At 66.0% G+C, this 23804-nt stretch carries 23 protein-coding genes and 1 tRNA gene; 11 read left to right on the top strand and 13 right to left on the bottom strand.

The window, feature by feature from the left end; translation table 11 throughout:
• Positions 1-19: 19 nt before the first annotated feature.
• The 4 genes from JI664_RS02605 (at position 20) to JI664_RS02620 (ending at position 3261) form a co-directional block, all read left to right on the top strand.
• Complete coding sequence (locus JI664_RS02605) at positions 20-1015, top strand: TRAP transporter substrate-binding protein (RefSeq protein WP_207012165.1); 996 nt, start codon at positions 20-22, stop codon at positions 1013-1015.
• Positions 1016-1077: 62 nt separating this feature from the next.
• Positions 1078-1578, top strand: a complete 501-nt coding sequence (locus tag JI664_RS02610) for a TRAP transporter small permease (protein ID WP_207012166.1) — start codon at positions 1078-1080, stop codon at positions 1576-1578.
• 14 nt (positions 1579-1592) lie between these two features.
• On the top strand, positions 1593-2906 hold the full coding sequence (locus tag JI664_RS02615; RefSeq protein WP_207012167.1) for a TRAP transporter large permease: 1314 nt from the start codon (positions 1593-1595) through the stop codon (positions 2904-2906).
• 10 nt (positions 2907-2916) lie between these two features.
• Positions 2917-3261, top strand: a complete 345-nt coding sequence (locus JI664_RS02620) for a putative quinol monooxygenase (protein ID WP_207012168.1) — start codon at positions 2917-2919, stop codon at positions 3259-3261.
• 162 nt (positions 3262-3423) lie between these two features.
• Here JI664_RS02620 and JI664_RS02625 read toward each other — a convergent pair whose 3' ends face one another.
• Together JI664_RS02625 and JI664_RS02630 are read right to left on the bottom strand one after the other, a co-directional pair.
• The gene (locus tag JI664_RS02625) at positions 3424-5136 is read right to left on the bottom strand and encodes a thiamine pyrophosphate-dependent enzyme (RefSeq protein WP_207012169.1); all 1713 of its coding nucleotides are present in this window, start codon (positions 5134-5136) and stop codon (positions 3424-3426) included.
• A 27-nt stretch (positions 5137-5163) separates the two neighbouring features.
• Positions 5164-6795 carry an FMN-binding glutamate synthase family protein gene (locus JI664_RS02630; protein WP_207012170.1) on the bottom strand — a complete coding sequence of 544 codons (1632 nt, stop codon included), beginning with the start codon at positions 6793-6795 and terminating at the stop codon, positions 5164-5166.
• Positions 6796-7157: 362 nt separating this feature from the next.
• On the opposite strand from JI664_RS02630, the gene JI664_RS02635 reads away from it, so the two are divergent.
• The 5 genes from JI664_RS02635 to JI664_RS02655 all read left to right on the top strand — a co-directional run bounded on the left by JI664_RS02635 (position 7158) and on the right by JI664_RS02655 (position 11979).
• Positions 7158-8165, top strand: coding sequence for an ABC transporter substrate-binding protein (locus tag JI664_RS02635; RefSeq protein WP_207012171.1), 1008 nt, complete (start codon positions 7158-7160; stop codon positions 8163-8165).
• Positions 8165-9202, top strand: a complete 1038-nt coding sequence (locus JI664_RS02640; protein ID WP_207012172.1) for a FecCD family ABC transporter permease — start codon at positions 8165-8167, stop codon at positions 9200-9202. The genes JI664_RS02635 and JI664_RS02640 overlap by 1 nt, the downstream gene beginning before the upstream one ends.
• Positions 9199-9963: an ABC transporter ATP-binding protein gene (locus JI664_RS02645; RefSeq protein ID WP_207012173.1), complete on the top strand. Its 765-nt coding sequence runs from the start codon at positions 9199-9201 to the stop codon at positions 9961-9963. The genes JI664_RS02640 and JI664_RS02645 overlap by 4 nt, the downstream gene beginning before the upstream one ends.
• 73 nt (positions 9964-10036) lie before the next feature.
• Positions 10037-11026, top strand: coding sequence for a DMT family transporter (locus tag JI664_RS02650; RefSeq protein WP_207012174.1), 990 nt, complete (start codon positions 10037-10039; stop codon positions 11024-11026).
• 245 nt (positions 11027-11271) lie between these two features.
• Entirely contained in the window at positions 11272-11979 is a 708-nt protein-coding gene (locus JI664_RS02655; RefSeq protein ID WP_207012175.1) for a helix-turn-helix transcriptional regulator, read from the top strand.
• 51 nt (positions 11980-12030) lie between these two features.
• Here the strand turns inward: JI664_RS02655 and JI664_RS02660 are convergent, their stop codons facing one another.
• The 4 genes from JI664_RS02660 to JI664_RS02675 form a co-directional block, all read right to left on the bottom strand.
• The gene (locus JI664_RS02660) at positions 12031-12333 is read right to left on the bottom strand and encodes a DUF6525 family protein (protein WP_207012176.1); all 303 of its coding nucleotides are present in this window, start codon (positions 12331-12333) and stop codon (positions 12031-12033) included.
• A gap of 22 nt (positions 12334-12355) precedes the next feature.
• The gene (gene zigA / locus JI664_RS02665; RefSeq protein ID WP_207012177.1) at positions 12356-13576 is read right to left on the bottom strand and encodes a zinc metallochaperone GTPase ZigA; all 1221 of its coding nucleotides are present in this window, start codon (positions 13574-13576) and stop codon (positions 12356-12358) included.
• A 304-nt stretch (positions 13577-13880) separates the two neighbouring features.
• Positions 13881-13954, bottom strand: a tRNA-Cys gene (locus JI664_RS02670).
• 90 nt (positions 13955-14044) lie between these two features.
• Entirely contained in the window at positions 14045-15070 is a 1026-nt protein-coding gene (locus tag JI664_RS02675) for a dipeptidase (protein WP_207012178.1), read from the bottom strand.
• A gap of 200 nt (positions 15071-15270) precedes the next feature.
• On the opposite strand from JI664_RS02675, the gene deoD reads away from it, so the two are divergent.
• The gene (gene deoD / locus JI664_RS02680) at positions 15271-15975 is read left to right on the top strand and encodes a purine-nucleoside phosphorylase (RefSeq protein ID WP_207012179.1); all 705 of its coding nucleotides are present in this window, start codon (positions 15271-15273) and stop codon (positions 15973-15975) included.
• A gap of 78 nt (positions 15976-16053) precedes the next feature.
• On the opposite strand, the gene JI664_RS02685 is transcribed toward deoD, so the two are convergent.
• Positions 16054-16890 carry a LysR family transcriptional regulator gene (locus JI664_RS02685; RefSeq protein ID WP_207012180.1) on the bottom strand — a complete coding sequence of 279 codons (837 nt, stop codon included), beginning with the start codon at positions 16888-16890 and terminating at the stop codon, positions 16054-16056.
• A gap of 154 nt (positions 16891-17044) precedes the next feature.
• Positions 17045-17716 carry an SDR family NAD(P)-dependent oxidoreductase gene (locus JI664_RS02690; RefSeq protein ID WP_207012181.1) on the bottom strand — a complete coding sequence of 224 codons (672 nt, stop codon included), beginning with the start codon at positions 17714-17716 and terminating at the stop codon, positions 17045-17047.
• A 127-nt stretch (positions 17717-17843) separates the two neighbouring features.
• Between JI664_RS02690 and map the strand changes: the two genes are divergently transcribed.
• The gene (gene map / locus JI664_RS02695) at positions 17844-18593 is read left to right on the top strand and encodes a type I methionyl aminopeptidase (protein ID WP_207012182.1); all 750 of its coding nucleotides are present in this window, start codon (positions 17844-17846) and stop codon (positions 18591-18593) included.
• A gap of 33 nt (positions 18594-18626) precedes the next feature.
• Here map and blaOXA read toward each other — a convergent pair whose 3' ends face one another.
• The 5 genes from blaOXA to JI664_RS02720 form a co-directional block, all read right to left on the bottom strand.
• Positions 18627-19421, bottom strand: a complete 795-nt coding sequence (gene blaOXA, locus JI664_RS02700) for a class D beta-lactamase (protein WP_207012183.1) — start codon at positions 19419-19421, stop codon at positions 18627-18629.
• Between the two features lie 114 nt (positions 19422-19535).
• On the bottom strand, positions 19536-20093 hold the full coding sequence (locus JI664_RS02705) for a sarcosine oxidase subunit gamma (RefSeq protein WP_207012184.1): 558 nt from the start codon (positions 20091-20093) through the stop codon (positions 19536-19538).
• The gene (locus JI664_RS02710) at positions 20086-23013 is read right to left on the bottom strand and encodes a 2Fe-2S iron-sulfur cluster-binding protein (RefSeq protein WP_207012185.1); all 2928 of its coding nucleotides are present in this window, start codon (positions 23011-23013) and stop codon (positions 20086-20088) included. Before JI664_RS02710 ends, JI664_RS02705 begins: the two co-directional genes overlap by 8 nt.
• Positions 23010-23333, bottom strand: a complete 324-nt coding sequence (locus JI664_RS02715) for a sarcosine oxidase subunit delta (RefSeq protein WP_207012186.1) — start codon at positions 23331-23333, stop codon at positions 23010-23012. Before JI664_RS02715 ends, JI664_RS02710 begins: the two co-directional genes overlap by 4 nt.
• Positions 23334-23456: 123 nt before the next feature.
• A complete protein-coding gene (locus tag JI664_RS02720; RefSeq protein ID WP_207012187.1) occupies positions 23457-23795 on the bottom strand; it encodes a hypothetical protein in 339 nt (112 codons plus the stop codon).
• Positions 23796-23804 lie beyond the last annotated feature (9 nt).

The raw sequence follows: 23804 nt of genomic DNA on the forward strand, positions 1-23804 counted from the left end.
TCTTAGGGAGGAGATCACGATGAACAGAACCAAGACAGCCTTCGCGGCCACATTGGCCCTAACCCTTGCCGCCGGGGCCGCTCAGGCGCGCGATCTGGCCTTTTCGGTCTTCGTGCCGGCGGCCTCGCCCACGGTGCAGCATGTCTACCAGCCCTGGGTCGACTGGTTCAATGAACAGACCGCCGACGATGACGTGCAGATCACGCTCTATGCGGGCGGCACGTTGGGCCGCAACCCGCTGGCGCAGGCGCAGATGGTCGCCGATGGCGTGGCCGATCTGGCGCTGACCGTGCCCAGCTACACGCCCGGCGTCTATCCCGATTTCGACGTGTTCGAACTGCCCGGCTTCGCGCAGAACACCGCCGAGGGCTCGCAGGCTGCGCTGGAACTCTATCAGGAAGGCGCGCTGACCGGGTACGAGGACTACTATGTCGTCGCCATGTACAGCTCGGGCTCGTACATGCTGCATACCAGCGAGCCGGTCGCCACGCTTGCCGATGTCGAAGGTCTGCGCTTCCGCGTTGCGGGGCAGATCCAGACGGCGGTGATCGAGGCTCTGGGCGGCGTGGCGCAATCCATGAGCGCGGGCGAAATGGCCGAGGCCATCGACCGCGGCCTGATCGACGGCGCGATGACCGACGCCTCGGTCGCGCGCACCTTCCGCGTCGCCGATGTGGCGCAGAACCATTACGACAGCAATCTGGGCGTTCTGGTCTTCACCATCCTGATGAATCGCGGCGTCTATGAAAGCCTGCCCGAGCATGTGCACGAAGTCCTTGCGCAATCGGGCCAGTACATCGTCGACCGCCAGATCGAATTTTACGGCCCCGCCATCGAATCCAATGTCGAGGACTGGCGCAACTCGGACACCCACACGCTGGTCATCCCCACCGATGAAGAGCGCGCCGAGATCGCCCGCCGCGTGCAGCCGGTGATCGACATGGTGGCCGCGAATGCGACGCCCGGACTGATCGACGCCTATGTCGCCAAGCTCGAGGATATCCGCAGCCGCTGATCCCTCTGCGGGGGCCGGGCAGAACACGCCCGGCCCCCTTCCCTCTTGCAACGGAGAGCGTCGTGCAACGACTCGAGCGGCCATTCCTGATCATTTCGCGCGCCGCAGCCATTCTGGGCGTGCTGTTTCTTCTCTTCGTGGCGGCGCTTTCGGTCGCCGATATCCTGACCCGCGAAGCCACCGGGCGGCCCATCCGCGGGGCCTATGACCTGTCCGAACTGATGACGATCATCGTCATTGCCGCCTGTTTTCCTGCCGGTCTGCTGGAGCGGCGGCAGATCAAGGTGGCCTTTCTGGGCGCCATGCTGCCGCGCTGGGGCAACCGGGCGCTGGAGATCTTCGGGGCGCTGTGCACCGCGCTGATGTTCGCGGCCATCGCCTATTATGTCACGCTGCACGCCCAGCGCGTCACCGCGTCGAACGAATACACCATGGTCCTGCACTGGCCCGTCGCGCCCTGGTGGTGGGTCGCCGCCGCCTGTTTCTGGATCTGCATTCCCGCGCAGACCTTCGTCGTGGTGGCCGAGATCCTCGATCACCCCGCCCCTGAACACGATAGCTGAATACGAGGCCAATGATGGACCCGCATGTCATCGGATTGATCGGCATGGGCGTGATGTTCGCCCTGATCGTCCTGCACGTTCCCATCGGCGTCGCCATGGGTATCGCCGGGGTTGCGACCTTCGGCCTGATCCGCGGCGATCTGGGCCCTGCCCTGACGCTGTTCGGCTCGGAAACCGTCTCGAAAGTATCCAGCGCCGAACTGGCCGTGATCCCGCTGTTCCTGCTGATGGGATCCTTTGCCACCGTGGGCGGGCTATCGGCGGATCTCTATCGCATCGCCTTTGCGCTGATCGGACATATCCGCGGCGGGCTGGCGGTCGCGACGATCGGCGGCTGCGCCGGTTTCGGGGCGATCTGCGGCTCGTCGGTGGCCACCGCCACCACGATGACCCGCATCGCGCTGCCCGAGATGATGAAGCGCAACTATTCCGAACGTCTCGCCACCGGGTCGATCGCGGCGGGCGGGACGCTGGGGATGCTGATCCCACCCTCGATCATCCTTGTGCTTTACGGCGTGCTGACCGAGCAATTCGTCAAGACCCTGTTCGTCGCCGCGCTGATCCCCGGTCTGCTGGCCGTGGCGCTGCATATCCTGACGATCATGATCCTCGTGCGGCGCAATCCTGAACTGGCTTCGAGCAGCGAAAAGCAGCCGTGGAGCGAAAGCTGGCACGCGCTGCGCGACGGCTGGACCGCCGTTCTGCTGATGGTGATGGTTTCGGGCGGGATCTATGCGGGCGTCTTCTCGGTCAACGAATCCGCCGCCGTGGGCGCCTTTGCCGCCTTCCTCATCGCGCTGCTGCGCGGCCGCCTGACGCTGCCGAAATTCTGGAGCGCGCTGCAGGAAACCGCCGCCACCACATCGATGATCTACCTGATGACCATCGGCGCTTCGATCTTCACCTATGCGGTGACGATCTCGGGCCTGCCCCGGATGATCGTCGGCGGCATTCAGGATACCGGCCTGCCCGGCATCTGGGTGATCATGCTGCTGATGGTGATGTATCTGATCCTCGGCTCGATCTTCGAGACCATCTCGTCGATGGTCATCACCATCCCCTTCGTCTTTCCGCTGATCCTCAGCTATGGCTACGATCCGATCTGGTGGGGCGTGCTGACGGTGATGGTGATCGAGATCGGCATGATTACCCCACCCATCGGCATGAATGTGTTTGTTATGAAAGCCATGTTGCCACGAACCAAACTATCGACCATCTTCGCGGGCGTGGCGCCGTTCATCGCCGCCGACATCCTCAGGTTGACGCTGCTCATCGCTTTCCCGGCGTTGTCGCTGTATCTCGTCAATCTGTTCAACCTGCCGCGCTGAAAGGGGCAAGATGGCCATTACCTGGATCCTTGAAACCACGCTCGACCCTGGTCGCGCCGACGAATTGCGCGCTCTGGCAGCCGATATGTCCGAAAGCGTCCGTGCGGACGAGCCGGGCTGCACGCTGTACGAGTGGTTCATCTCCGAGGATGGGACCCAGTGCCACATCCTCGAAGGCTACGCCGATGACGAGGCCGTCGTGACCCATGTGAAGAACCTGAACGCGAAATTCGCGCGCCAGCTTTTCGGCATCGCCACGCCCGCGCGCTTCGTGGTCTATGGCACACCGGGGGACGAAGCCCGCAACGCCATTCATGCGCTCAAGCCGGTCTACCTGCCGCCGCTTCTGAGCTGACAGACAATCACGAGCGGGGTCCTGCCCCGCTCGTGGCCCCTTAAGACGCCCGGAGCTTCCTGACGGTGAGCCAAGGGCCCCGACAGACCCGCTCAGCCCTCGTTGCCGTTTCCGGTCAGCGCGATAAGATCGGCCTGTCAGCATCGCCCGCAATTCAGCCCCTTACCGCAAGAAGTTGTCACGCAGCAGCGAGACCACTTCACGCGCACGACCGTCCAGAACCGCCTTGGCCCCGAACAACGCGGTCGAGGCGACCTGACCGGCTTCCACCTTTGGCGGCATGACCAGCTCCATCCGGTTGACCCGAACGTCCAGCAAAGCGGGGCCATCGGCGGCGAGCCATTCGCTCATCGCCCCTTCCAGCTGGCCCGCCGTCTCGACCCGCCAGCCCTTGAGCCCGCAGACCTCGGCCAGCTTGGCGAAATCGGGATTGTCCAACCCGGTGAAACTGTCGAGCAGCCCTTCCACCCGTTGCTCCATCTCGACGAAGCCGAGTGAGCCGTTGTTGTAGATCAGGATCTTGACCGGCAGTTTCTCTTGCCTGAGCGTCAACAGGTCGCCCATCAGCATCGTCATGCCGCCATCGCCGCTCATTGAGATAACCTGACGGCCCGGATAGGCGGCGACGGCGCCCATGGCCTGCGGATAGGCATTCGCCATCGTGCCGTGCAGCAGGCTGGTCAGGAAGCGCCGGTCGCCGTTTGCCGTCAGGTGCCGCAGCAGCCAGACCATGGGCGAGCCGCCATCGGCGGTGAAGATCGCGTCCGGGGCGGCCAGCCGGTCGAGCGTTTGTGTGACGAATTGCGGATGGATCAGCGACGGGTCGCTTTCCCGCGCCTCGCCGACATAACCGTCGAGATCGTCTTTCCACTGCTTGCGCGCGGCTTCCAGATGCGCCTTGTCGTCCTTCTGATCCAGCCTGTCCAGCAGCGCCTCGACGGTCGGGCCCACATCGCCGACCAGCCCCATGCCAACGGGGGCGCGGCGCCCGATATGCGCGGGGTCGCGGTCGATCTGGATGATCTTTTCCTGACCCGGATAGAACTGCGTGTAGGCGAAATCGGTGCCGAGGCAGAGCATCACATCCGCGCCGTCCACGGCCTCGACCCCGGCCTTGTTACCAAGAATGCCGATCATGCCGACATTATAGGCGTTGTCGGGCTCGATGAATTCCTTCGACCGGCTTGTATGCGCAATGGGCGCGGCCAGCCTTTCGGCCAGCGCCACCAGCTGAGGCTTGGCATCACGCGCGCCGATCCCGGCATAGAGCGTAACGGCCCGGGCCGCGTTGAGCCTGTCGGCCAGCGCATCCAGTTCGTCATCGGACGGGCGCAGGCGCGGCTTGGGGCGGTGGACGGACCAGGGCAGCGCGTCCTTGCTGTCTTCCTCGAACATGTCACCATTGACGATGACCACCGCGACGCCGCCCTGGGTCAGCGCCGCCTGCGCGGCCTGCACAACAATGCGGCGCGCCTGATCGGGATGCGAGATATATTCGCAGAACACGCTGTGCTGCTCGTAGATCTTGCGCTGATCGACCTCTTGCGGGAAGCCCAGCCCGGCCTCGGCCCGCGCCACATCCGAGGCGATGAGCAGCACGGGCGCGCCGTTGCGATGGCTCTCGAAGATCCCGTTGACGAAATGCAGCGATCCCGGCCCGCAGGTGCCTGCGCAGACGGCCAGTTCGCCGGTGAAATAGGCCTCGCCGCCTGCGGCCAGCCCGCCAACTTCTTCGTGACGCACATGGACCCAACGCAGGTCGGACCGGCGCACCGCATCGGTGAAGTGATTGATCGTATCGCCCACGATCCCCCAGCAGCGCTTTGCACCCGCTTCGACAAGTGCGTCCACGACGACATCGGCAACCTTGGTCATTCTCGGTATCCTTCCAGATGAATGCGCTTACTTCGCGCGCGCCTTGGCGAGATTGATGGCCGGGCGGAAACTGGTCGCCTGCGCCGCGCGCCAGAAATCGGCGTAAATCGTGTCTTCCGGCGCCTCGACAAGCGCCCCTTCGGCAAGGAAGGGATGGACCTGATCCATCGGCACCGCCTTTTCGGGCCCGTTGCGGTGCATCATGTGATGCGGCTCCAACTCGCCGGGATGGTCCAGCCCGGCCGAGGCGACGATCTCCATCAGCGCCTCGACGGTCTTGTCGTGGAACCGGGCCGACCGTTCGCCTTGCACCTCGGGGACCAATCCGCGCTGGCGGATCGGGTCTTGCGCGGTGACGCCGGTCGGACAGGTCCCGAGATGGCAACGCTGCGCCTGAATGCAGCCGACCGAGAACATGAAGGCCCGCGCCGCGTTGCACCAATCCGCCCCCTGAGCGATGTTTCGCGCCAGCCCCATGCCGGAATAGACCTTGCCGCTGGCCGCCAGCCGGATCTGCGATTTGACGCCGGCGCCGACCAGCGCGTTGCGCATCAGGATCAGACCTTCGGACAGGGGCATCCCGACCCAGTCCGACAGCTCCAGCGGCGCAGCGCCGGTGCCGCCTTCGCCCCCGTCGACGACGATGAAGTCGGGATGGATCCCGGTCTCGAGGATCGCTTTCATGATGGCGAAGGGCTCATGCGGCTGGCCGATGCACAGCTTCAGGCCCACGGGTTTGCCGCCCGACAGATCGCGCATCCTTGCGGCGAATTCCAGCATCTCGATGGGCGTGGAAAACGCCGAATGGCCGCGTGGCGACAGGCAATCCTCATGCGCCGGAACCTGTCGGATCTTCGCGATCTCCTCGGTCACCTTGGCGGCGGGCAACAGGCCGCCATGGCCGGGCTTGGCGCCCTGGCTCAGCTTGATTTCGGTCATCTTGACCTCGTCGCGCTGCGCAGTCTCGGCGAATTTACCGGGGTCGAAATTGCCGTCCCTGTCACGCGCACCGAAATAGCCCGAGCCAAGCTCCCACACGATATCGCCGCCGTTTTCAAGGTGATAGGGCGAGAGCCCGCCTTCGCCCGTATCGTGGTAATACCCGCCCTTCTTCGCCCCAAGGTTCAGCGCCCGCACGGCGTTGGCAGACAGCGCGCCAAAGCTCATGGCCGAGATGTTCAGCACCGACGCCGAATAAGGCTTGCTGCATTGATCCGAGCCGACATCCACCCGGGGGGACTTGATCGGGTCCTTGGTGGGCGCGATGGAATGCCCGACCCAGTGATAGGTATCCGCGTCGGTGTCGCGCTCGGTGCCGAAAGGCTGCGTGTCGGTGACACCATCGGCGCGGGCATGGACAAGACGCCGCGCCGCCAGCGAATAGGGCGTGCCGCCAAGATCGTCCTCGACGATATAGCTGTGCAGATAGGGCCGCAGATCGTGGAACAGCCACCGGATGCGGCCCGCCACGGGATAATTGCGCGTGATGGCCCAGCGGGTCTGGAACGCGTCGAACAGCCCCAGCAGCACGACCGCCGCCATCAGCAGCGCCAGCCAGACCCATCCAAGCACCAGCGCGACCAGAAGCAGGATCGCCGCAACAATCGGCACCACCGCCCTCTTGGACAGATCGAGAAGGCTGGCGAGGGTGTTGCTCATACTATCGTTCTTTCGCTTCGGTGGCTGGGACGGCATTGGCGCCGGTTCACATGTTCCAAGGGGGACCTTGCGCCAGTGTTTCCGGATTCTTACGTTTTTTCGAAGAAAGCCCCGGCGCAGGTGTGGGGCGCCAAGGTTAGAAGACCTGTGATTGCGCAAGAATTCCCGAAGAACGGCCCTCGTGCCTGAGACCATTTATCGCGGTTGCGTCATGCATCAAGCGAACCCGCCGAAGGCACCGCTTTCAGCAGATTCCAGCACGGGTGTGGTGCCGGAATTATCCCGACAAAAACGCTCTTGATCTCGCCCCGTCGGGCGTATAGCGCTTCCCGACAAGATTACTCAACTATGAGAGCTTGCCGATGTCGCACACGCCCTTCCTGCCCCTCGCAACCGCCGCTCTGGTCTTCGCAGGCAGCGCGGCATTGGCCCAGACGAGCTATCCCCTGACCATCGAGAATTGCGGCCAGTCCGTCACCTTCACCCGGGCGCCGCAGAACGCCGTGGCTCTGGGTCAGAACAGCGCCGAGATCATGCTGCTTCTGGGGCTGGAAGACCGGATGGCGGCCAGCGCCTTCTGGCCGAATTCGGTGCTGCCCGAACTGGCCGAGGCGAATGCCGAAGTCGAGGTGCTGACCGTCGAATTCCCCACGCTGGAAGCCGTGCTCTCACGTCAGCCGGACTTCGTGGCGGCCATGCTGACGACGCTTCTGGGCCCGGACAGCACCGTCGCCAATCGCGGCGATTTCGAAGAGCTGGGCATCCCGACATACCTGTCGCCCAGCGCGTGTTCGACGGCGCTGGATGCGGGGGACGCCTATGGCTCGCGCGAGGAATTGTGGAGCATGGAGCTGCTCTACAAAGAGATCGAGGACCTGTCGCGCATCTTCGATGTGCCGGATCGCGGTCAGGCGCTGATCGACGATTTCCGCGCCCGCGAAGCCGCGCTGCGCGAACAATTCTCCGAGAATGAGGACCTGACCTTTCTGTTCTGGTTCTCAAGCCCCTCGCCCGCCGATGACGCCTATCTCGGCGGCGGCAACGGGCCCTCGGGCTATATCGCCGACATCCTCGGCGGCTCGAACGCCATCCGGACCGAGGCGGACTGGCCCGCCGTCGGCTGGGAAGGTATCATGGCTGCCGATCCGACCGTGTTCGTCGCGGCGCAGGTCGACCGTAACCGCTGGGATCTGGACACGGCGGAAAACAAGATCGAATTCCTGACATCCGATCCGACCGTCAGCCAGATGGACGCGGTTCGCAACGGCCGGATCGTGGTGATGAGCGGGGCTGCGATGAATCCCAGCATCCGCACGCTCTACGGCGCCGAGCAGGTGGCCGAACAGCTGCAAGCGCTCGACCTTCCGTGATGTCTTCCGGCGTCTCCGAGGACGGGGCCGCGCGCCTCGTCCTTTTCCTTTGCCTGTCGCTGGTCGCGCTGATCGCCGCCGTCGCCGCCGCGACGGCGTTTGGCGACTATAATATCGGCCTGCGCACCGTCTTCCTGTCAGTCACGAACGAGCTGGGCCTGACAGGCGCCGAGATCGCGCCCATCGAACAGAGCGTCATCTGGAACCTGCGCCTGAGCCGCGCGCTGGTGGCGGCGCTCGCTGGGGCCGGGCTGGCGCTGTGCGGGGCGATCCTGCAGGCATTGTTGCGCAACGCGTTGGCCGAACCCTTCGTGCTGGGTGTCTCGGCCGGGGCCTCGACCGGGGCGGTCTGCGTGATCGTGCTGGGCATCGGCGCAGGCAGCCTGTCGCTGTCGCTGGGCGCCTTCGCGGGCGCCTTTGCCGCCTTCGCGCTGGTGGCGCTTTTGTCGAACGGCGCGACCAGCGGGCCCAACCACACCATTCTGGCCGGCGTCGCGGCGTCGCAGCTTTTCAACGCGCTGACCTCGTATATCGTCACGACCTCGGGCAATGCGCAGCAGGCGCGCGACGTGATGTTCTGGCTGCTGGGCAGCTTCGGCGGCGTGCGCTGGCCGGATTTTCAGCTTTTGCTCATCGTGGTGATCGTCAGCTTTGTCATCTGCATCCTGATGGCCCGCTCGCTTGATGCCTTCACCTTCGGGGATGAAGACGCCGCCGCCCTCGGCGTGCCGGTAGTCCGCATCCGGCTTGTGCTGTTCGGCGTGACGGCGCTTCTGACCGCGACCATCGTCAGCATGGTCGGTGCTATCGGTTTCGTGGGCCTCGTGGTGCCGCACGCGGCGCGCTATGTCGTCGGGCCGATGCATATGCGCCTGTTGCCCGCCTGCGCGATGGTCGGCGCGGTCTTCATGGTGATCGCCGATATCGCGTCGCGCATGATCGCCACACAGCAGACTGTCCCCATCGGTGTCGTCACGGCGCTGGTCGGCGTGCCGTTCTTTGCCATCATCCTCTACCGTGCGAGGCCGCAGGCATGAGCGTTGTCGCGGAAAACCTGATCTGGGGCGTGAAGCGCCGGACCATCGTGCAGGATGTCTCGCTGAGCGTCGCGCCGGGCGAGACGCTGGGCCTGATCGGACCGAACGGGTCTGGCAAATCCTCGTTGCTGCGCCTTCTCGCGGGCTTGAAGCGCCCCGCTTCGGGCCGGGTCCAGATCAACGGTCAGGATATCGCGCAGGTGCCGCGCAAGGCCTTGTCGCGGCAGGTGGCTTTTGTCCAGCAAAGCGCGGCCACCGACACCAATGTCACCGTCGCCGATGTCGTGCGGCTTGGCCGGACCCCGCATCGCTCGGCCCTTGCGGGCTGGTCCGAGGCAGACGAGGTTGCGGTGACCCAAGCGCTCGACCGCGTGGAAATGGGCACGCGCCGCAAACAGCCATGGCAGACCCTGTCGGGAGGCGAGCGTCAGCGCTTGCATATCGCCCGCGCACTGGCCCAGAGCCCGCAGGTGATGTTTTTGGACGAGCCGACCAACCATCTCGACATTCACCACCAGATTGAGATCCTGCGCATGGTTCGTGACCTCGATCTGACCAGCATTATCGCCTTGCACGATCTGAACCTCGCTGCGATGTTCTGCGACCGGATCGTGGTGCTCGAATCCGGCGCGGTGCGGGCCTGCGGGACACCTGCCGCAGTCCTTACGCCCGAGACCCTGCACGATGTGTTCCGGGTCTCGGCGCATGTCAGCGGATCGCCGGAATCCGGTCGCCCGCATATTCGCTTCAGCCCGGAATGAACGAGATCGCCGTGACACAACATCCCGCGCCCGATGCCCCGAGAGCCCCTGCCCCGTCGCGGGGAGCCGCGCGATGAAGCAGCCATCGGTGACCCCGGCGCGCCCCGTGCCGAACGAAGGCCTCGGGATCACCCTGCGCATTCTGTCGACGCTGGCCTTTGCGCTGATGGGTGTCTGCGTCAAGGCGCTCGGAGACACGGTGCCCCTGGGACAGGTGGTGTTCTTTCGCTCCGCCGTGGCGCTGGTGCCACTGGTGATCTTCCTGTGGTGGCAAGGCGACTGGCCTAGGGGGCTGGCGACGTCCCGCCCGCTGGGCCATATCGGGCGTTGCGTCATGGGGGCCGTGGCCATGTTCACCTCGTTCGCGGCGATCCGGCTTCTGCCGCTGGCCGAAGCGACCATGCTGTCCTACCTCGCGCCGGTCATGCTTGCGGTGCTCGGCTGGGCACTTCTTGGCGAACGGCTGAACAAGCGTCGCATCGGCGGCATTGCCCTCGGCCTTGCCGGGGCGGCTGCTTTCTGCGTGCCGGCCTTCGCGGGCGTCCTGCCGGAATCGGGCGGGCTTGGTGTCGTGCTCGGCCTTGTGACCGCCGCGCTGACGGCGGGTGCGCTGATACAGGTGCGGCGGCTGACCTTGCTGGGCGAGCGTGCCGGGGCCATCGCCTTCTGGTTTGCGGTCGTCTCGGCCCTTGGCGGGCTTGCGACACTACCCTGGGGCTGGGTCTGGCCCGGACCGGCAGCCCTGACCCTGCTCATTGCCACGGGCCTTGCGGGCGGGCTGGCCCATATTCTGATGACGCTGTCTTTCAGCCATGCCGATGCCTCGGCGCTGGCCCCGTTCGAGTACCTTTCGGTTCTCTGGGCGGTCGCACTTGGCTTTGCCTTCTTTGCCGAGGTCCCCGGTCTGGCCTTCCTTCTGGCCGGTCCCCTGATCCTTCTCGGGGCCTTCATCGCGCGGCCCGGAAGGCGCGCTAACGCTGCGCGCTCAATCGGTCCGCTGCCGCAAACCGAGACGGGCGACGAAGGTGCTGAGCGGTCTGAAACGGTCAGCCGAGGCGCGTGACGCAAGCGGGGTCGTCCCTGCCCCGGCGCGCTCTGACTCGATCTGCCACGCGGCGCGCGGGTGCCCCGTCTTTGCGGGATTCGCCCATGGGCCAAGCCGCAACGCGAGAAGGGATGCGTGATCGTAATAGCTCATGGTCGGTCTCCTGCCGTCTGGAGGACAGACCATCGCGGATCGCTCCTGACATGGTGTTGTCAGGGGTGAGGGCTATAGTGGCAGGAGAGACATCAGACCGCCGGCCCAGCATGCACAAATCAAACCGCCTTTTCGAGACCATCCAGATCTTCCGCGCGGCCAAGGGCCCGGTTCGCGCCGAGGATCTGGCGGCGCGTCTGGAAGTGTCCGTGCGCACGGTCTACCGCGACATCGCCGCCCTGCAGGCGATGCGCACACCGATCGAGGGCGAACCCGGCATCGGCTATGTCATGCGTCGCGGATACGATCTGCCGCCCCTGAACTTCGACGAAGAGGAAGTCGAGGCGCTGCGTGTCGGCCTGTGCATGATCAGCCGCTCGGGCGACCGGGCGCTGCGGCGCGCGGCGGAGAGGATTTCGGCCAAGATCGATGCGCTCCACACCCCCGCCACATGGCTCAAGGTCTCGCCCTGGGGCGCGCCGGAAGACGACCCCGACCTCGGATGCGTATCGAAGGCCATGCTCCGCGCGGCGGTGCGCGACGAGCGCGTGCTGAGGATCGAGTATCAGGATGCCGAGGGCCTGCGAACCACGCGCGACATCCGGCCCATCGGCATCGTCTATCACATCAACGCGGTGCTTCTGGCGGCATGGTGCGAATTGCGCGGCGGCCTGCGCCACTTCCGCACCGACCGGATCTATGCCTGCGAAGCGACCGGCGCCCGCTTTACCGGACAGGGCGAGGTGTTCCGAAAGGTCTGGTCCGAGCAGAACCGCTGGGAGCTGGCCGAAGACAGTCCCGAGACCAACGAGGCCTGAGAGCCGCGTTGCGCGCTTTCGAGCCTGAGGTGTGAATTGCCCTCGTTGAGCCTACGCGGACCGGCCCGACACATCCGTGGCTTCCCCCTCGCGCCCCCATACCGCCGGCGCATCGCGCAAGAGCATGGCCCGTTCGGCACGGGACAGATGGGCAAGCACCTGTTCCGTGTCGCCGTTATGTTTTGCCAGCGACCGCCGCCAGAGTTTGAGCGCCGAATGCGGCGACCATGGCAGGGCGGCTTGCGAAAGCCACCCGCGAAGCTCTGGCGGAAGACGATCGAAAGCCGTCATCGGGTTTCCGCGCGCAGCCCGCCGTTTCAGGCTGCATCGCAGATTGCCGTTGCGCGCGGTCATGGAAAACGCTCCGACGGAAGTCTCAGGCAGCCTGCGGCGCGCGGCGCCAGCCGGGGAACGGATCGGGCAGGTCCTGCCAAAGATGAGGGGTGAAGCTGTCGGCGTCCTCCAGAAGCGCCGCGTCCAGTGACGCCGTGATCGCCGCGCGGTCCATGCCGGTGCCGATGAACACAAGCTCCTGCCGGCGGTCGCCGAAAGGTTCCTGCCAATGCGCCTGCAGATAGGCGCGCGCCTCGGGGTGATCGGGGCGGCGTTCCTCGGGGACCGTAGCCCACCAGATGCCCAGCGGCTTGACGCTCGACAACGCGCCCGCCAGCGAGAACTCGGCCAGCCAGTCGGGCCTTGTGGCGATCCAGAAATGGCCCTTGGCGCGGATCACGCCGGGAAGCGGGGCGTTCAGCACGTCATGGAGGCGCTGCGGATGGAACGGTCGCCGGGCGCGGTAGACGAACGAGGTCACGCCGTATTCCTCGGTCTCGGGCACGTGATCGGCGAAACCGTACAGCTCCTTGGCCCACATCGGGTGCATATGCGCCTTTTCGAAATCGAAAAGCCCGGTGTCGAAGATGCGATCCTGCGGCACGTGCCCGTAATCGGCCTCGATGATCTGCGCGTCGGGATTCAGCGCCGTGACGATCTTGCGCGCGGCATCCAGTCGTGAGGGACCGGCATCCGTGACCTTGTTGAGTACGACGATGTCGGCGAACTCGATCTGTTCGACCAGCAGGTCCACCAGCGTCCGCTCATCCTCACCGCCCAGCGATTCCCCGCGGTCGCGGATGAAGTCGTGGCTGGAATAATCCCCCAGCAGGTTCACCGTGTCGACGACCGTGACCATCGTATCCAGCCGCGCCACGTCGCTCAGGCTTTCGCCCTGCTCATCGCGGAAATCGAAGGTGGCGGCGACGGGCAGCGGTTCGGAGATGCCCGTGCTTTCGATCAGCAGGTAGTCGAAACGCCCTTCCTCGGCGAGGCGGCGCACCTCGACCAGAAGGTCGTCGCGCAGGGTGCAGCAGATGCAGCCATTGGACATCTCGACCAGCTTTTCCTCGGTATGGCTGAGATCGGCACCACCGTCGCGCACAAGGTCCGCATCGATATTCACCTCGGACATGTCATTGACGATCACCGCGACCTTCCGGCCGTCACGGTTGTTCAGGACATCGTTCAGAAGGGTCGTCTTGCCCGCCCCCAGAAAACCGGAGAGCACGGTCACGGGCAGGCGCTTGTCGGTTGCGGGCATCGGATTGTCTCTCCATCTCAGTATCTGCAATGTAATAACATTACATATTTGGAGACAACGAGACCCGCAACCCCTCACGTGATGGCTGCGTTCAGACAAAAGCGCAGGGTGACGCCCTGCGCGCCGGGCGATAGCCCAAATGATGCGCAGGGGGCAGCGACAACGCGACAAAGGCTTGCACAGCCCACGCCAACCAGATCCACCCCCGGAGGACTGGAACGAGCGCAGCACATGATTCTTGAAATGCCTGTTGAAACGCGGCAAGGGCAACGCGGGAAAAACAGGCTATGGGCTTGAAAAACCTTGGAGGTGGGTACCGGAATCGAACCGGTCTTCACGGATTTGCAATCCGGTGCGTAACCTCTCCGCCAACCCACCGTTGCCAAAGGCTGGCCGTGATGTAGCGGCTTGGCGGGGGCGTTGCAAGGGGGGAGATGCGTCGTCGCGGGACGGTCCGCCCCGCCGGTTTCAGCCGCCGAATTGACGGCGCAGGAAATCCAGCCAGTTGCCGTGGCACAGCTTGCGCACCAGATCGGCGCCGAAGCCGTGGCGCTCCATCGCCGTGACCAGCGCGGGCAGATCGGCACAGCTTTCCATCCCCTCGGGCAGCGGCGCGCCGTCGAAATCCGAGCCGAGCCCGACATGGTCCTCGCCAGCGCCTTCGATCATCGCGTCAAGCTGGCGCAGGCAATCGTCAAGCGTCGCGCGGCCGGTCTTCCAGCCCTCGGGCGACAGGAAAACCGTGGCATAGTTCAGCCCCACCATGCCGCCGCTTTCGCCGATCGCCTTGAGCTGCGCAGCGGTCAGGTTGCGCGTCACCGGGCAGAGATCGAAGGCGTTCGAATGCGTGGCGACCAACGGCAGCCCCATCTCGCCGATCTCCCAGAAGCCTTTCATCGTCAGGTGGCTGGTATCCACCACCATGCCCAGCTCGGCGCAGCGCGCGACCAGCCGCTTGCCGTCCGCCGTCAGCCCCGGTCCGGTATCGCCGTCCTGATCGTAGCCGAAAGGCACGCCGTCGCCCCAGATGGTCGGACGCGACCAGACGGGCCCCAGCGAGCGCAGGCCCAGAGCGTGCAGCGCGTCGAGGACGAAGAGCTCGCGGTCGATACATTCCGCACCTTCGAGATGCAGCAGGGCGGCCGGTATACCGTCTGCCATCGCCGCCTCGATCCCCGAGGCATCGGTGCACAGCCGGATCAGCCCGGCGCGGGCGAGCTGCTGTGCGATCCCGATCTCGGCGATCACCGATTGCAGCGCTTCAGGCTGGGCAATGGCCGCCGAAAGCGGCATGGCGCCGCCCCGGAAGCCCTTGAAATCGAAAGCCGCCCGGCGCTGCGGCGAATAGAGCGCGAAGAACCCGCCGGCAAAGCCGCCCGCCTTGGCATCGGGGGTGTTGATATGCAGGCCGGGTTTCGAGAATTGCGTCACCGGATCGACCTCGGCGCTCCAGATCCGGCTGAGGACATCGTTGTGACCGTCGAAAACCTGCATGGTGTCTCCTGTCCGGGGCGAGGGGCGTTGAGGGGTCGGGCTGACGCCAAGCCTAGGCCGCGGGCGGGCCAGAGGAAAGGGGCGATGGCAGGCTTTCGCCCGGCCCGGCAAACGGCCCCATTCTGCCGTCACGCCACGGCTTTCTTGGCCCCGGCGAAGCTGCTAGCCTCGGCGCCAAAGCAAGAACAGGAGAGCCCAAGATGACCGTGCATATCGGCGCCCAGCCCGGCGACATCGCCCCCACCGTGCTGATGCCCGGCGACCCCTACCGCGCCCGCTGGGCCGCCGAGACCTTCCTGAAGGACGCGCGGCTGGTCAACGAAGTGCGCGGGATGCTGGGCTATACCGGGACGTGGAACGGCAACCCGGTGACGATCCACGGCTCGGGCATGGGGATGCCGTCGCTGTCGATCTATGCCAACGAACTGATCCGCGATTTCGGCGCCAAGACGCTCATTCGCGTGGGTTCCGCCGGAGCGATGCAGAAGACCGTGAATATCCGCGACGTGGTGCTGGCACAGACGGCGACGACGCTGTCGACCCCGTCCGCAGGCATCTTCCGCGAGCTGAACTTCGCGCCCTGCGCCGATTTCGGCCTGCTGGCGGCGGCGCACAAGGTGGCGGGCGACAAGGGCATCACCACGCATGTCGGCAATATCTATTCCTCGGACGTGTTCTATGACGAGCGGCAGGACCTGACCGACATCATGACCCGTCACGGCGTGCTCTGCGTCGAGATGGAAGCGGCCGAGCTCTACAATGTCTGTGCCCGACATGGCGCTCGGGCGCTGGCGGTGCTGACGATTTCGGACCACCTGATCACCCATGAGGCGCTGCCCTCATCCGAGCGCGAGCGCTCGTTCGGCGAGATGATCGAGATCGCTCTGGGCGCGGCTTTCGCCTGAGAACAGGGTCGGGGGGCTCTGCCCCCTCGGCCTGCGGCCTCACCCCCGGGATATTTAAAGAACAAAGATGAAAGGGCGTCAGCGCCCTGACAGAGCCGCCAGCACGCGTGCGGCGGCGTCCCCCGCTTCGCGCAGCGGGGTGAGCGTCAGGCTGAACGGGCTGGCGGCCTCGACCCCGAACAGCGTTGTGACACGGCCCTGACGCAGGGCCGCTTCGGCCAGTGGGCGGGCGATGACAAGCACGCCCGCGCCATTCGCCGCCTCTTCCAGCGCCAGCGCCGCCGAGCCATGGACCGGCCCGCGCGGCTGAAAATCGGAAAGACCTGCCGCTGTCGCCCAAAGCGACCAGTCGCCCAGCGGACCGTCCAGAACAAGCGTGCGATCGGGATCGAGCGCGGCCAGAGAGGCGGGAGCGAAACCCGGCGCGGCAACGGCGACGAGCGGCGCGGGATGGCCCGGCCCCGGCGCGGGAAACAGGGCCAGATCGGCGAGGTTGCGCGCCTCCTCCGGGCCCGAGACCGGCACCGGCACCACCTGCAGACCCTGTGCGCGAAGGCCCGGCAGGCGCGGCGACAGCCAGAGCTGCGCCAGATCCGCCGTGGTAGCGATCCGCACGAGGCCCGGGATCGCCTCGCGCCGCAGATGCTGCACGGCGGCGTCGAGCTGGCGGAAAGCATGGGTGAAATCGGGCAGCACGCGCGCGCCCAGTTCCGTCAGCGCCACCCCCTTGTGACGGCGGTCGAACAGTTGAACCCCCAGCGCCCCTTCGAGTGTCTTGAGATGCGCGGTGACGGCGGCGGGCGTGACGCCCAGTTCGCGGGCGGCAGGCGTGAAGCCGCCCAGCCTTCCTGCAGCCTCGAAGGCGCGCAGCGCAGTAAGCGGCGGCGACTTTGGGCGCGGTGACTGGGCGGCCATTTGCTCGGTTTTTCTTGCCTAAATATTTCTTAGCCTAATTTTATTAAATCACGCAATCGCGAATTTCAACTTGTCCACAGGAAAAACGCGCAGAAAAAACGCCCGCGACCGGAAGGGCGCGGGCGGGAGAAGCCGGACACGGAATGAAAAGGCGCTACCAGCCGATCGGCGCACGGTTGCGATAGAAGCCGCCGGTGGGGCCGTCATCGGGCAAGGTGGCAAGCCAGATCGCCGTCTCCGCGCCCTCGTCCGGGCTGAGCGTCGCGCCCTCGCCGCCCATCCGGGTCTTCACCCAGCCGGGGCAACAGGCGTTGATCTTCACCCCCGGCGGCAGATCGCGCACAAGAGCACGGGTCAGCGCGTTGAGCGCGGCCTTGGCGACGCCGTAGGCGCCTGGCCCTTCCAGCCCCTCGGCATGCGCGCCCCAGCCCGAGGACAGGTTGACGATTCGCCCCCAGCCCCGCGCGCGCCAATGCGGCGTGCCGAGGCGGATGAGGTCGAGCGGGGCGTTCACCATCACCTCCATCGCCTCGGTGAAATCCGATTGGCGCGACAGAAGCGAGGCATGGCTCAGCACGCCCGCGTTATTGACGAGGATGTCGAAGCCGCCCGTGCGGGTCATCGCCTCGAAATAGCTGTCGGGCTCGGACAGGTCGATGCGCGCGAAGCCGACGCCCAGCTCGGCCGCAGCGCGGCGCCCCGCCTCTTCCGAGCGTGCCCCCAGAGTGACGGCGCAGCCTTTGGCCTTGAGGCCCGCGACGATGGCGCGGCCGATGCCGCGATTGCCCCCGGTCACAAGGGCGGTAGGATGGAGAGGTCTGGTCATGCCCCTCAGCTAGGGCAAGGCGCGGGTACGGGAAAGGGGCCGGAACCGGGCGACCGGGGAAAATCTGCGCCGGGACTGGGCAATCGCGGCGCCAGCTATTAGCTCCGTTGGGAAAAGGAGCCCCGTCATGACCATCACCCAGGACGACGAGTTGCAGGGCGTGCAGGAAATCGGGCGGATCGTCGCCAACACTCTGCAGGAGATGGCGCGCGCGCTTGAGCCGGGCATCACCACGCAAGAGTTGGACGAGATCGGTCGCGCAGCGCTCGAGCGTGCGGGCGCGGTGTCGGCCCCGCAATCCACCTATGGCTTTCCCGGCGCCACCTGTATCAGTGTCGGCGAGGAAATCGCCCATGGCATCCCCGGCCCGCGCAGGATCAAGGCGGGTGAGCTGGTCAATATCGACGTCTCGGCCTCGAAAAACGGGTATTTCGCCGATACCGGCGCCAGTTTCGGCGTGGGTGCCCTGCCCGCGCGTCTGGACCGGCTGCGCCGCGACGGGCGCCGCGCCACGCAGATCGGCATCGCCCAGGTCGGCGCCGGCAGGCCGCTGGCGGGGATCGGGCAGGCCATCGGTCGCTTTGCCGAGAAGCGCGGCTATACGCTGATCCGCAACCTCGCCAGCCACGGCGTCGGGCGCGCACTGCATGAGGAGCCCGGCGAGATCCCGACATGGCCCACGCGCGGCGACCGGCGGCGGATCGACAAGGGGCTTGTCTTTACCATCGAGCCGTTCCTGTCGCGCGGCGGCTATTACGCCAGCGATAGCGAGGATGGCTGGACGCTGTATTCCGAGCCGCGCGCGGATTGCGTGCAGTTCGAACATACGGTGGTGGCGACGGAAAAGGGCGCGCTGATCGTCACCCTGCCCGGCTGACGGAGCCGGGGAACGGTGCGTGAATCACGCACCCTACAGCCGTCGCGCGATCTGCGGCCAATCCGCGAACAGCGCATCGCGGCTGCGCCGGCCGGGAGAGCCGGGCAGCCGCTCGGTATCCTGCGCCAGCCGCACGACGATCAGCCGCTGCCCGTCGCGCTCGGCCCAGCCAACATACCAGCCCCAGCCGCGCGCATAGTCGAAGCTGCGGTCGGCTCGGCGCGGATAGGCGCCACCGGTCTTGCCCGCGAAGGTCCAGCCCGCGACGGCGTGGCGGGTGGCCAGCGCCTCGGCCCGAGCCTGCGCGCTTGGCGCTGCGGGCAATTGGCGGGTCAACAGCCGGTGCAGGAAATCAACCTGTTCGCGCGGCGATATCGCCAGAGACGAGGCGATCCATGCCCGTTCGAGCCCGTTGTCATAGCCCGGATCGCCCGACACATCCGCATTGCCGTAATCGAACGCCCGGACGGCGCCCGCGAAGCGGTCCGTGCCCAGTGCGCGGGCAAGGCGCTGGGAATACCAGACGACCGAGTCGCGCATCCAGCTTGCGGGTGTCACATCGCTCTGCCAGGCCGCGCCGCCCCAGTCCGGCTCGCCCGGTTGCCATGTCATCAGCGGGCGGTCCGCGTCCTGCAGCAATCCGGTGTCGAAGCCGATCACCGCCGGCGCCAGCTTGAAGGTCGAGGCGGGCGTCACGCGGGTGTCGCAGCGTCCGTCTTCGATCAGCACGCGCCCCGTCTCGGCCTCGGCCACCATAAGACATAGCGGCTGGGCGGCGGCGGGGAGTGCTGCGAAGAGCAGGAAGAAGGTCACGATCAGGCGGGTCATCGGCGCATGATTGCCCGAGGGATGCACCGGGTGCAAGCGTGGCTCAGACCACGAAAAAAGGGCTACCGCGTAACGGTAGCCCCTTGGTTCCTGGCAGTGCCCGTCGGGCCCGGCTCAGCGATAGAGCCCGACCTCGCCGCCCGGTTTGCCGACCGTGGCGAGGGCTTCGAAGACATAGCCCCCGACCGAACGGAAGCAGATCAGTGCCCAGTCGTTTTCCGACCGCCGCCAGACCGCCGCCGCGACCTGCGCCACGCGCGAGCGGCGCAGCTCGCCCAGCTCGAACCCGGCGAAATCGACCGGCATCAGCTTGGCCAGCACGTCGCGGGTCTGGGCGCCGCTCAGATGCATCACCGAGCGGGCATCCGAGACCACGGCAACTGTCGCGAAGGCATCGCCCAGCGCGGTCTCAAGCGCGGCCGCAACGTCGGGCGCCGTGTCATAGGGCAGCACGACCAGCAGTTCGTCGGGGGACATCCACAGGACCTCGCCCGCCTCGCCGGTGACGACCCGGCGCCGTTCCGGCGCCGAGAGGCCCAGAACCGACGACAGCGAATCGCCCAGCAACCCGTGATCGCCACGCAGGGTGATCATGCCGGTCGGGCCTGCATCGGCCAGATCGACCATCCCCGAAGCCCGCGCGCCCTTCAGCGCGCTCACAGCATCAGACATTTTGTTTCTCCCCTGCCTTGTCGTAGAAGCACGGATCGACGATCCGCGCCGAGACGGTGCCACCGCTGGCCGCTTGGAACTCGATCACCTCGCCCATCCGTGCAGGCCCGTTATGGACGAGGCCCATGGCGATGCCCTTGCCCAGCGTGGGCGAGTGATAGGTCGAGGTCACGCGGCCCTGCGTTTCGGACTGGCCGTTCGCGTTCTTGCCCGGCAAGGGCGCCAGCGCGCCATCGGCCAGCACCGAGCCGTCGAGCGTTTCCAGCCCGACGAGTTTCCAGCGATCGGGCGACACCATCGCCTCGCGCTCCATCCCGCGCTTGCCGAGGAAGTCGTCCTTTTTCTTCGAGATCGCCCAGTTCAGCCCCAGATCCTGCGGGATCACGGTGCCGTCGGTTTCGTCCCCGATCATGATGAAGCCCTTTTCGGCCCGCATCACGTGCAGCGCCTCGGTGCCGTATGCGCTGATGCCGAATTCCTCACCAGCGGCGAGCAGTTTCTCCCAGAACGCCAGCCCCTGCGAGGCCGGAACCGCGACTTCGTAGCTCAGCTCGCCCGAGAACGAGATGCGGAAGATCCGCGCCGCAGTGCCGCCGAGCTGGCCTTCCTTCCAGTCCATGAACGGGAAGCTGTCGGCCGACAGATCGATATCGCCGCCGAGTTTTTCGAGCACCTGACGCGCCTTCGGGCCGACCACGGCGATCTGCGCGAATTGCTCGGTCAGGTTGACCACATGGACCTTCCAGTCCCACCATTCACATTGCAGCCAATCCTCCATCCACGCATGGATGCGATCAGCCCCGCCCGAGGTGGTGTGGCACAGCCAGCTATCCTCGGACAGACGCGCGACGACACCGTCATCCGACAGGAAGCCGTTCTCGTTGCACATCAGCCCGTAGCGGCATTTGCCGACTTTCAGAGTGCTCATCATGTTGGTGTAGAGCATGTCCATGAAGCGGCCCGCATCGGGCCCCTTCACCAGGATCTTGCCGAGCGTCGTCGCATCGAGCAGGCCCACCGCATTGCGCGTCTGGTTGATCTCGCGGCTCACGGCCTCGGCATGGCTTTCGCCCGCTTTGGGATAGCAATAGGGACGGCGCCAATGGCCGACCGGCTCCCAATGCGCGCCCTTGGCCTCGTGCCAGTCATGCATCGGCGTCTTGCGCAGCGGCTGGAAGATCTCGCCGCGCGCTTCGCCGGTGATCGCGCCGAGCGAGATCGGGGTATAGGGCGGGCGGAAGGTCGTCGTGCCGGTTTGCGGGATGGGCTGGCCCAGCGCATCGGACAGGATCGCCAGACCGTTGATGTTGGACAGCTTGCCCTGATCGGTCGCCATGCCCAGCGTCGTGTAACGCTTGGTATGCTCGACCGAGGCATAGCCTTCGCGCGCAGCCAGCTGCACGTCCGAGACCTTCACATCGTTCTGCGGATCGAGCCACGCTTTCGCGCGCAGCTCGTAGCTGGCCTGCGCGGGCATCAGCCAGACCGGCAGCATCGGCGCCTCGTCTTCGTTGCCCAGCTCGCCATTGGCGGCGCCCACGCAAGAGACGAAGCCCTTGCCGTCATGGCCCAGCGGCGGACGGTTCGGATCGGGGCGGAAAAAGGCCCCGGCCTCGTCCCAGTTGAGCTTGCCGCCGCAATGCGACCACAGGTGAACGACCGGCGACCAGCCGCCCGACATGCCGAGCGCATCGCAAGCGAGCGTCTCGAACACAGCGCCGCCATCCGAGTTGAAGCGGCACAATTGCACGCCGGTGACGGATTTCCCGCCCTCGACATAGCGCACGGCGGCGTCCTCGATCACGCGGATCCCGGCAGCGCGGGCTTTGGCGGGCAGATCACCCGTGGCTTCGACCCGCGCATCGATAACGGCGGCGATATTCACACCCAGATCGTTCAGGATCAGCGCCGTGCGATAGGCGTCGTCATTGTTGGTGACGATGGCCACAGTCTTGCCGACCGCGACGCCGAAATTGACGGCGTAATCGCGGATCGCGGCGGCCAGCATGACGCCCGGCATGTCGTTGCCCGCGAAGCTCAGCGGACGCTCGATCGCACCCGTCGCGGCGACGATCTGCCCGGCGCGGATGCGCCACAGTCGGTGGCGCGGCTTGTCGGCGCCCGGCTGATGGTCGGCCACACGCTCATAGGCCAGCGCATAGCCGTGGTCATGCACGCCCGCGACCATGGTGCGGGGCAGAACGGTGACGTTCTCCATCCCTTTCAGTGCGGCCAGCTGGCTGTCGACCCAGGCATCGGCGGATTGGCCGTCGATGTCGTCGCCATCGACCACGGCACGCCCGCCGAAGCTGGCGGTCTGCTCGGTCAGGACCACGCGCTTGCCGGCCTGCGCCGCGTCAAGCGCGGCCCGGATCCCGGCCACACCGCCGCCCGCAATCAGCACGTCGCAGAACGCATAGAGCTGCTCGTAGCGGTCGATATCGCGCGTTTCGGCGTCGGGCGCCTTGCCCAGACCCGCCGATTTGCGGATGATCGGCTCGTAGACATGCTTCCACAGCGGACGCGGCGAGATGAAGGTCTTGTAATAGAACCCCGCCGGCAGGAAACGCCACAGCTTGGCGTTGATCGCGCCCACGTCGAATTCGAGGCTCGGCCAGTGGTTCTGGCTGACCGCTTTCAGCCCCGAGAACAGCTCGGTCGTGGTGACGCGCTGGTTCGGCTCGAAGCGCTGCCCCTCGCCCAGCCCCACCAATGCGTTCGGCTCTTCCGCGCCCGAGGCGACGATGCCGCGCGGGCGGTGGTACTTGAAGGACCGCCCGACCAGCACCTGCCCCGCGCCCAGAAGGCCGGAAGCCAGAGTGTCGCCGGCATAGCCGCGCATCGTCTTGCCGTTGAAGGTGAAGTCGAGCGGACGGGTGCGGTTGATAAGCCGCCCCCCGGTTCCCAGACGGTGGCTCATTTGTATCCCTCCCACTCGGGCCGGCGGGCCTTGATCTTGTCGACGATATCGGCGGGCGGCTCGGTGGTCTGGGCCTTGTAGGTGCCGTAGACTTCCAGAGTCATCGTGTCGCGCGCCATGAGGAACCATTTGCCGCAGCCATAAGCATGGCGCCAGCGCTCGAAATGGACGCCGCGCGGGTTCTTGCGGGCGAACATATAGGCCTCGTATTCGGCATCGGTCGAACCGGGACCGAAGCGCTTGAGATGCGCCTCGCCCCCGTTCGAGAACTCGGTTTCCTCGGCTGTGACCCCGCAGCAGGGACAGGTTAGCAGCAGCATGGGACCTCCTTGATGCCGGCCTGGGTGGCGCATGCAAAAGAGCTGGCCGCGGCAATGCCGCAACCAGCCCGTTCATGAATGAATAGGGGAAGAAGGCCCGCGCGCGGGGCGCAAGCCGTGTGTTTAGTTGGCGTCCCGGGCCGCTTCCTGAGCAGCGCCTTCGACAGCCGAAGCCGCGCCGGCAGCAGCATCGCCGACCGATTCAGCCGCACCGGCGGCAGCGTCACCGACGCGCTCGGCCGAGTTTTCGACAGCAGCCGGGGCATCGACCGAAATGTTGACGTTGTCGTCGGCAGGCGTCGTGGGCGACGCGATGACGAAATAGGCGATGACAGCGACAAGGGCGACGACGACACCGACCGCCAGAGCGACGCCCGAGCCCGAGCGTTGCGGCGGCACAGTGGTGTTGGTCGTGTAGTTGTTGGTCGTGTGGTTCGGGGTGCGTTCCGTCGTGTAAGCCATTGGATTTCT

Source organism: Rhodobacter sp. NTK016B (assembly GCF_017303295.1).
Lineage (GTDB): Bacteria > Pseudomonadota > Alphaproteobacteria > Rhodobacterales > Rhodobacteraceae > Pararhodobacter.

Excerpts from the sequence above, each read along its gene's own strand:
- JI664_RS02690 (WP_207012181.1), bottom strand. The coding sequence starts at position 17,716 with ATGACCAGACCTCTCCATCCTACCGCCCTTGTGACCGGGGGCAATCGC.
- deoD (WP_207012179.1), top strand. The coding sequence starts at position 15,271 with ATGACCGTGCATATCGGCGCCCAGCCCGGCGACATCGCCCCCACCGTG.
- JI664_RS02710 (WP_207012185.1), bottom strand. The coding sequence starts at position 23,013 with ATGAGCCACCGTCTGGGAACCGGGGGGCGGCTTATCAACCGCACCCGT.
- zigA (WP_207012177.1), bottom strand. The coding sequence starts at position 13,576 with ATGCCCGCAACCGACAAGCGCCTGCCCGTGACCGTGCTCTCCGGTTTT.
- JI664_RS02705 (WP_207012184.1), bottom strand. The coding sequence starts at position 20,093 with ATGTCTGATGCTGTGAGCGCGCTGAAGGGCGCGCGGGCTTCGGGGATG.
- JI664_RS02660 (WP_207012176.1), bottom strand. The coding sequence starts at position 12,333 with ATGACCGCGCGCAACGGCAATCTGCGATGCAGCCTGAAACGGCGGGCT.
- JI664_RS02630 (WP_207012170.1), bottom strand. The coding sequence starts at position 6,795 with ATGAGCAACACCCTCGCCAGCCTTCTCGATCTGTCCAAGAGGGCGGTG.
- JI664_RS02620 (WP_207012168.1), top strand. The coding sequence starts at position 2,917 with ATGGCCATTACCTGGATCCTTGAAACCACGCTCGACCCTGGTCGCGCC.
- JI664_RS02635 (WP_207012171.1), top strand. The coding sequence starts at position 7,158 with ATGTCGCACACGCCCTTCCTGCCCCTCGCAACCGCCGCTCTGGTCTTC.
- JI664_RS02625 (WP_207012169.1), bottom strand. The coding sequence starts at position 5,136 with ATGACCAAGGTTGCCGATGTCGTCGTGGACGCACTTGTCGAAGCGGGT.
- JI664_RS02720 (WP_207012187.1), bottom strand. The coding sequence starts at position 23,795 with ATGGCTTACACGACGGAACGCACCCCGAACCACACGACCAACAACTAC.
- JI664_RS02615 (WP_207012167.1), top strand. The coding sequence starts at position 1,593 with ATGGACCCGCATGTCATCGGATTGATCGGCATGGGCGTGATGTTCGCC.
- JI664_RS02645 (WP_207012173.1), top strand. The coding sequence starts at position 9,199 with ATGAGCGTTGTCGCGGAAAACCTGATCTGGGGCGTGAAGCGCCGGACC.
- JI664_RS02685 (WP_207012180.1), bottom strand. The coding sequence starts at position 16,890 with ATGGCCGCCCAGTCACCGCGCCCAAAGTCGCCGCCGCTTACTGCGCTG.
- map (WP_207012182.1), top strand. The coding sequence starts at position 17,844 with ATGACCATCACCCAGGACGACGAGTTGCAGGGCGTGCAGGAAATCGGG.
- JI664_RS02650 (WP_207012174.1), top strand. The coding sequence starts at position 10,037 with ATGAAGCAGCCATCGGTGACCCCGGCGCGCCCCGTGCCGAACGAAGGC.
- JI664_RS02675 (WP_207012178.1), bottom strand. The coding sequence starts at position 15,070 with ATGCAGGTTTTCGACGGTCACAACGATGTCCTCAGCCGGATCTGGAGC.
- JI664_RS02640 (WP_207012172.1), top strand. The coding sequence starts at position 8,165 with ATGTCTTCCGGCGTCTCCGAGGACGGGGCCGCGCGCCTCGTCCTTTTC.
- blaOXA (WP_207012183.1), bottom strand. The coding sequence starts at position 19,421 with ATGACCCGCCTGATCGTGACCTTCTTCCTGCTCTTCGCAGCACTCCCC.
- JI664_RS02605 (WP_207012165.1), top strand. The coding sequence starts at position 20 with ATGAACAGAACCAAGACAGCCTTCGCGGCCACATTGGCCCTAACCCTT.
- JI664_RS02715 (WP_207012186.1), bottom strand. The coding sequence starts at position 23,333 with ATGCTGCTGCTAACCTGTCCCTGCTGCGGGGTCACAGCCGAGGAAACC.
- JI664_RS02655 (WP_207012175.1), top strand. The coding sequence starts at position 11,272 with ATGCACAAATCAAACCGCCTTTTCGAGACCATCCAGATCTTCCGCGCG.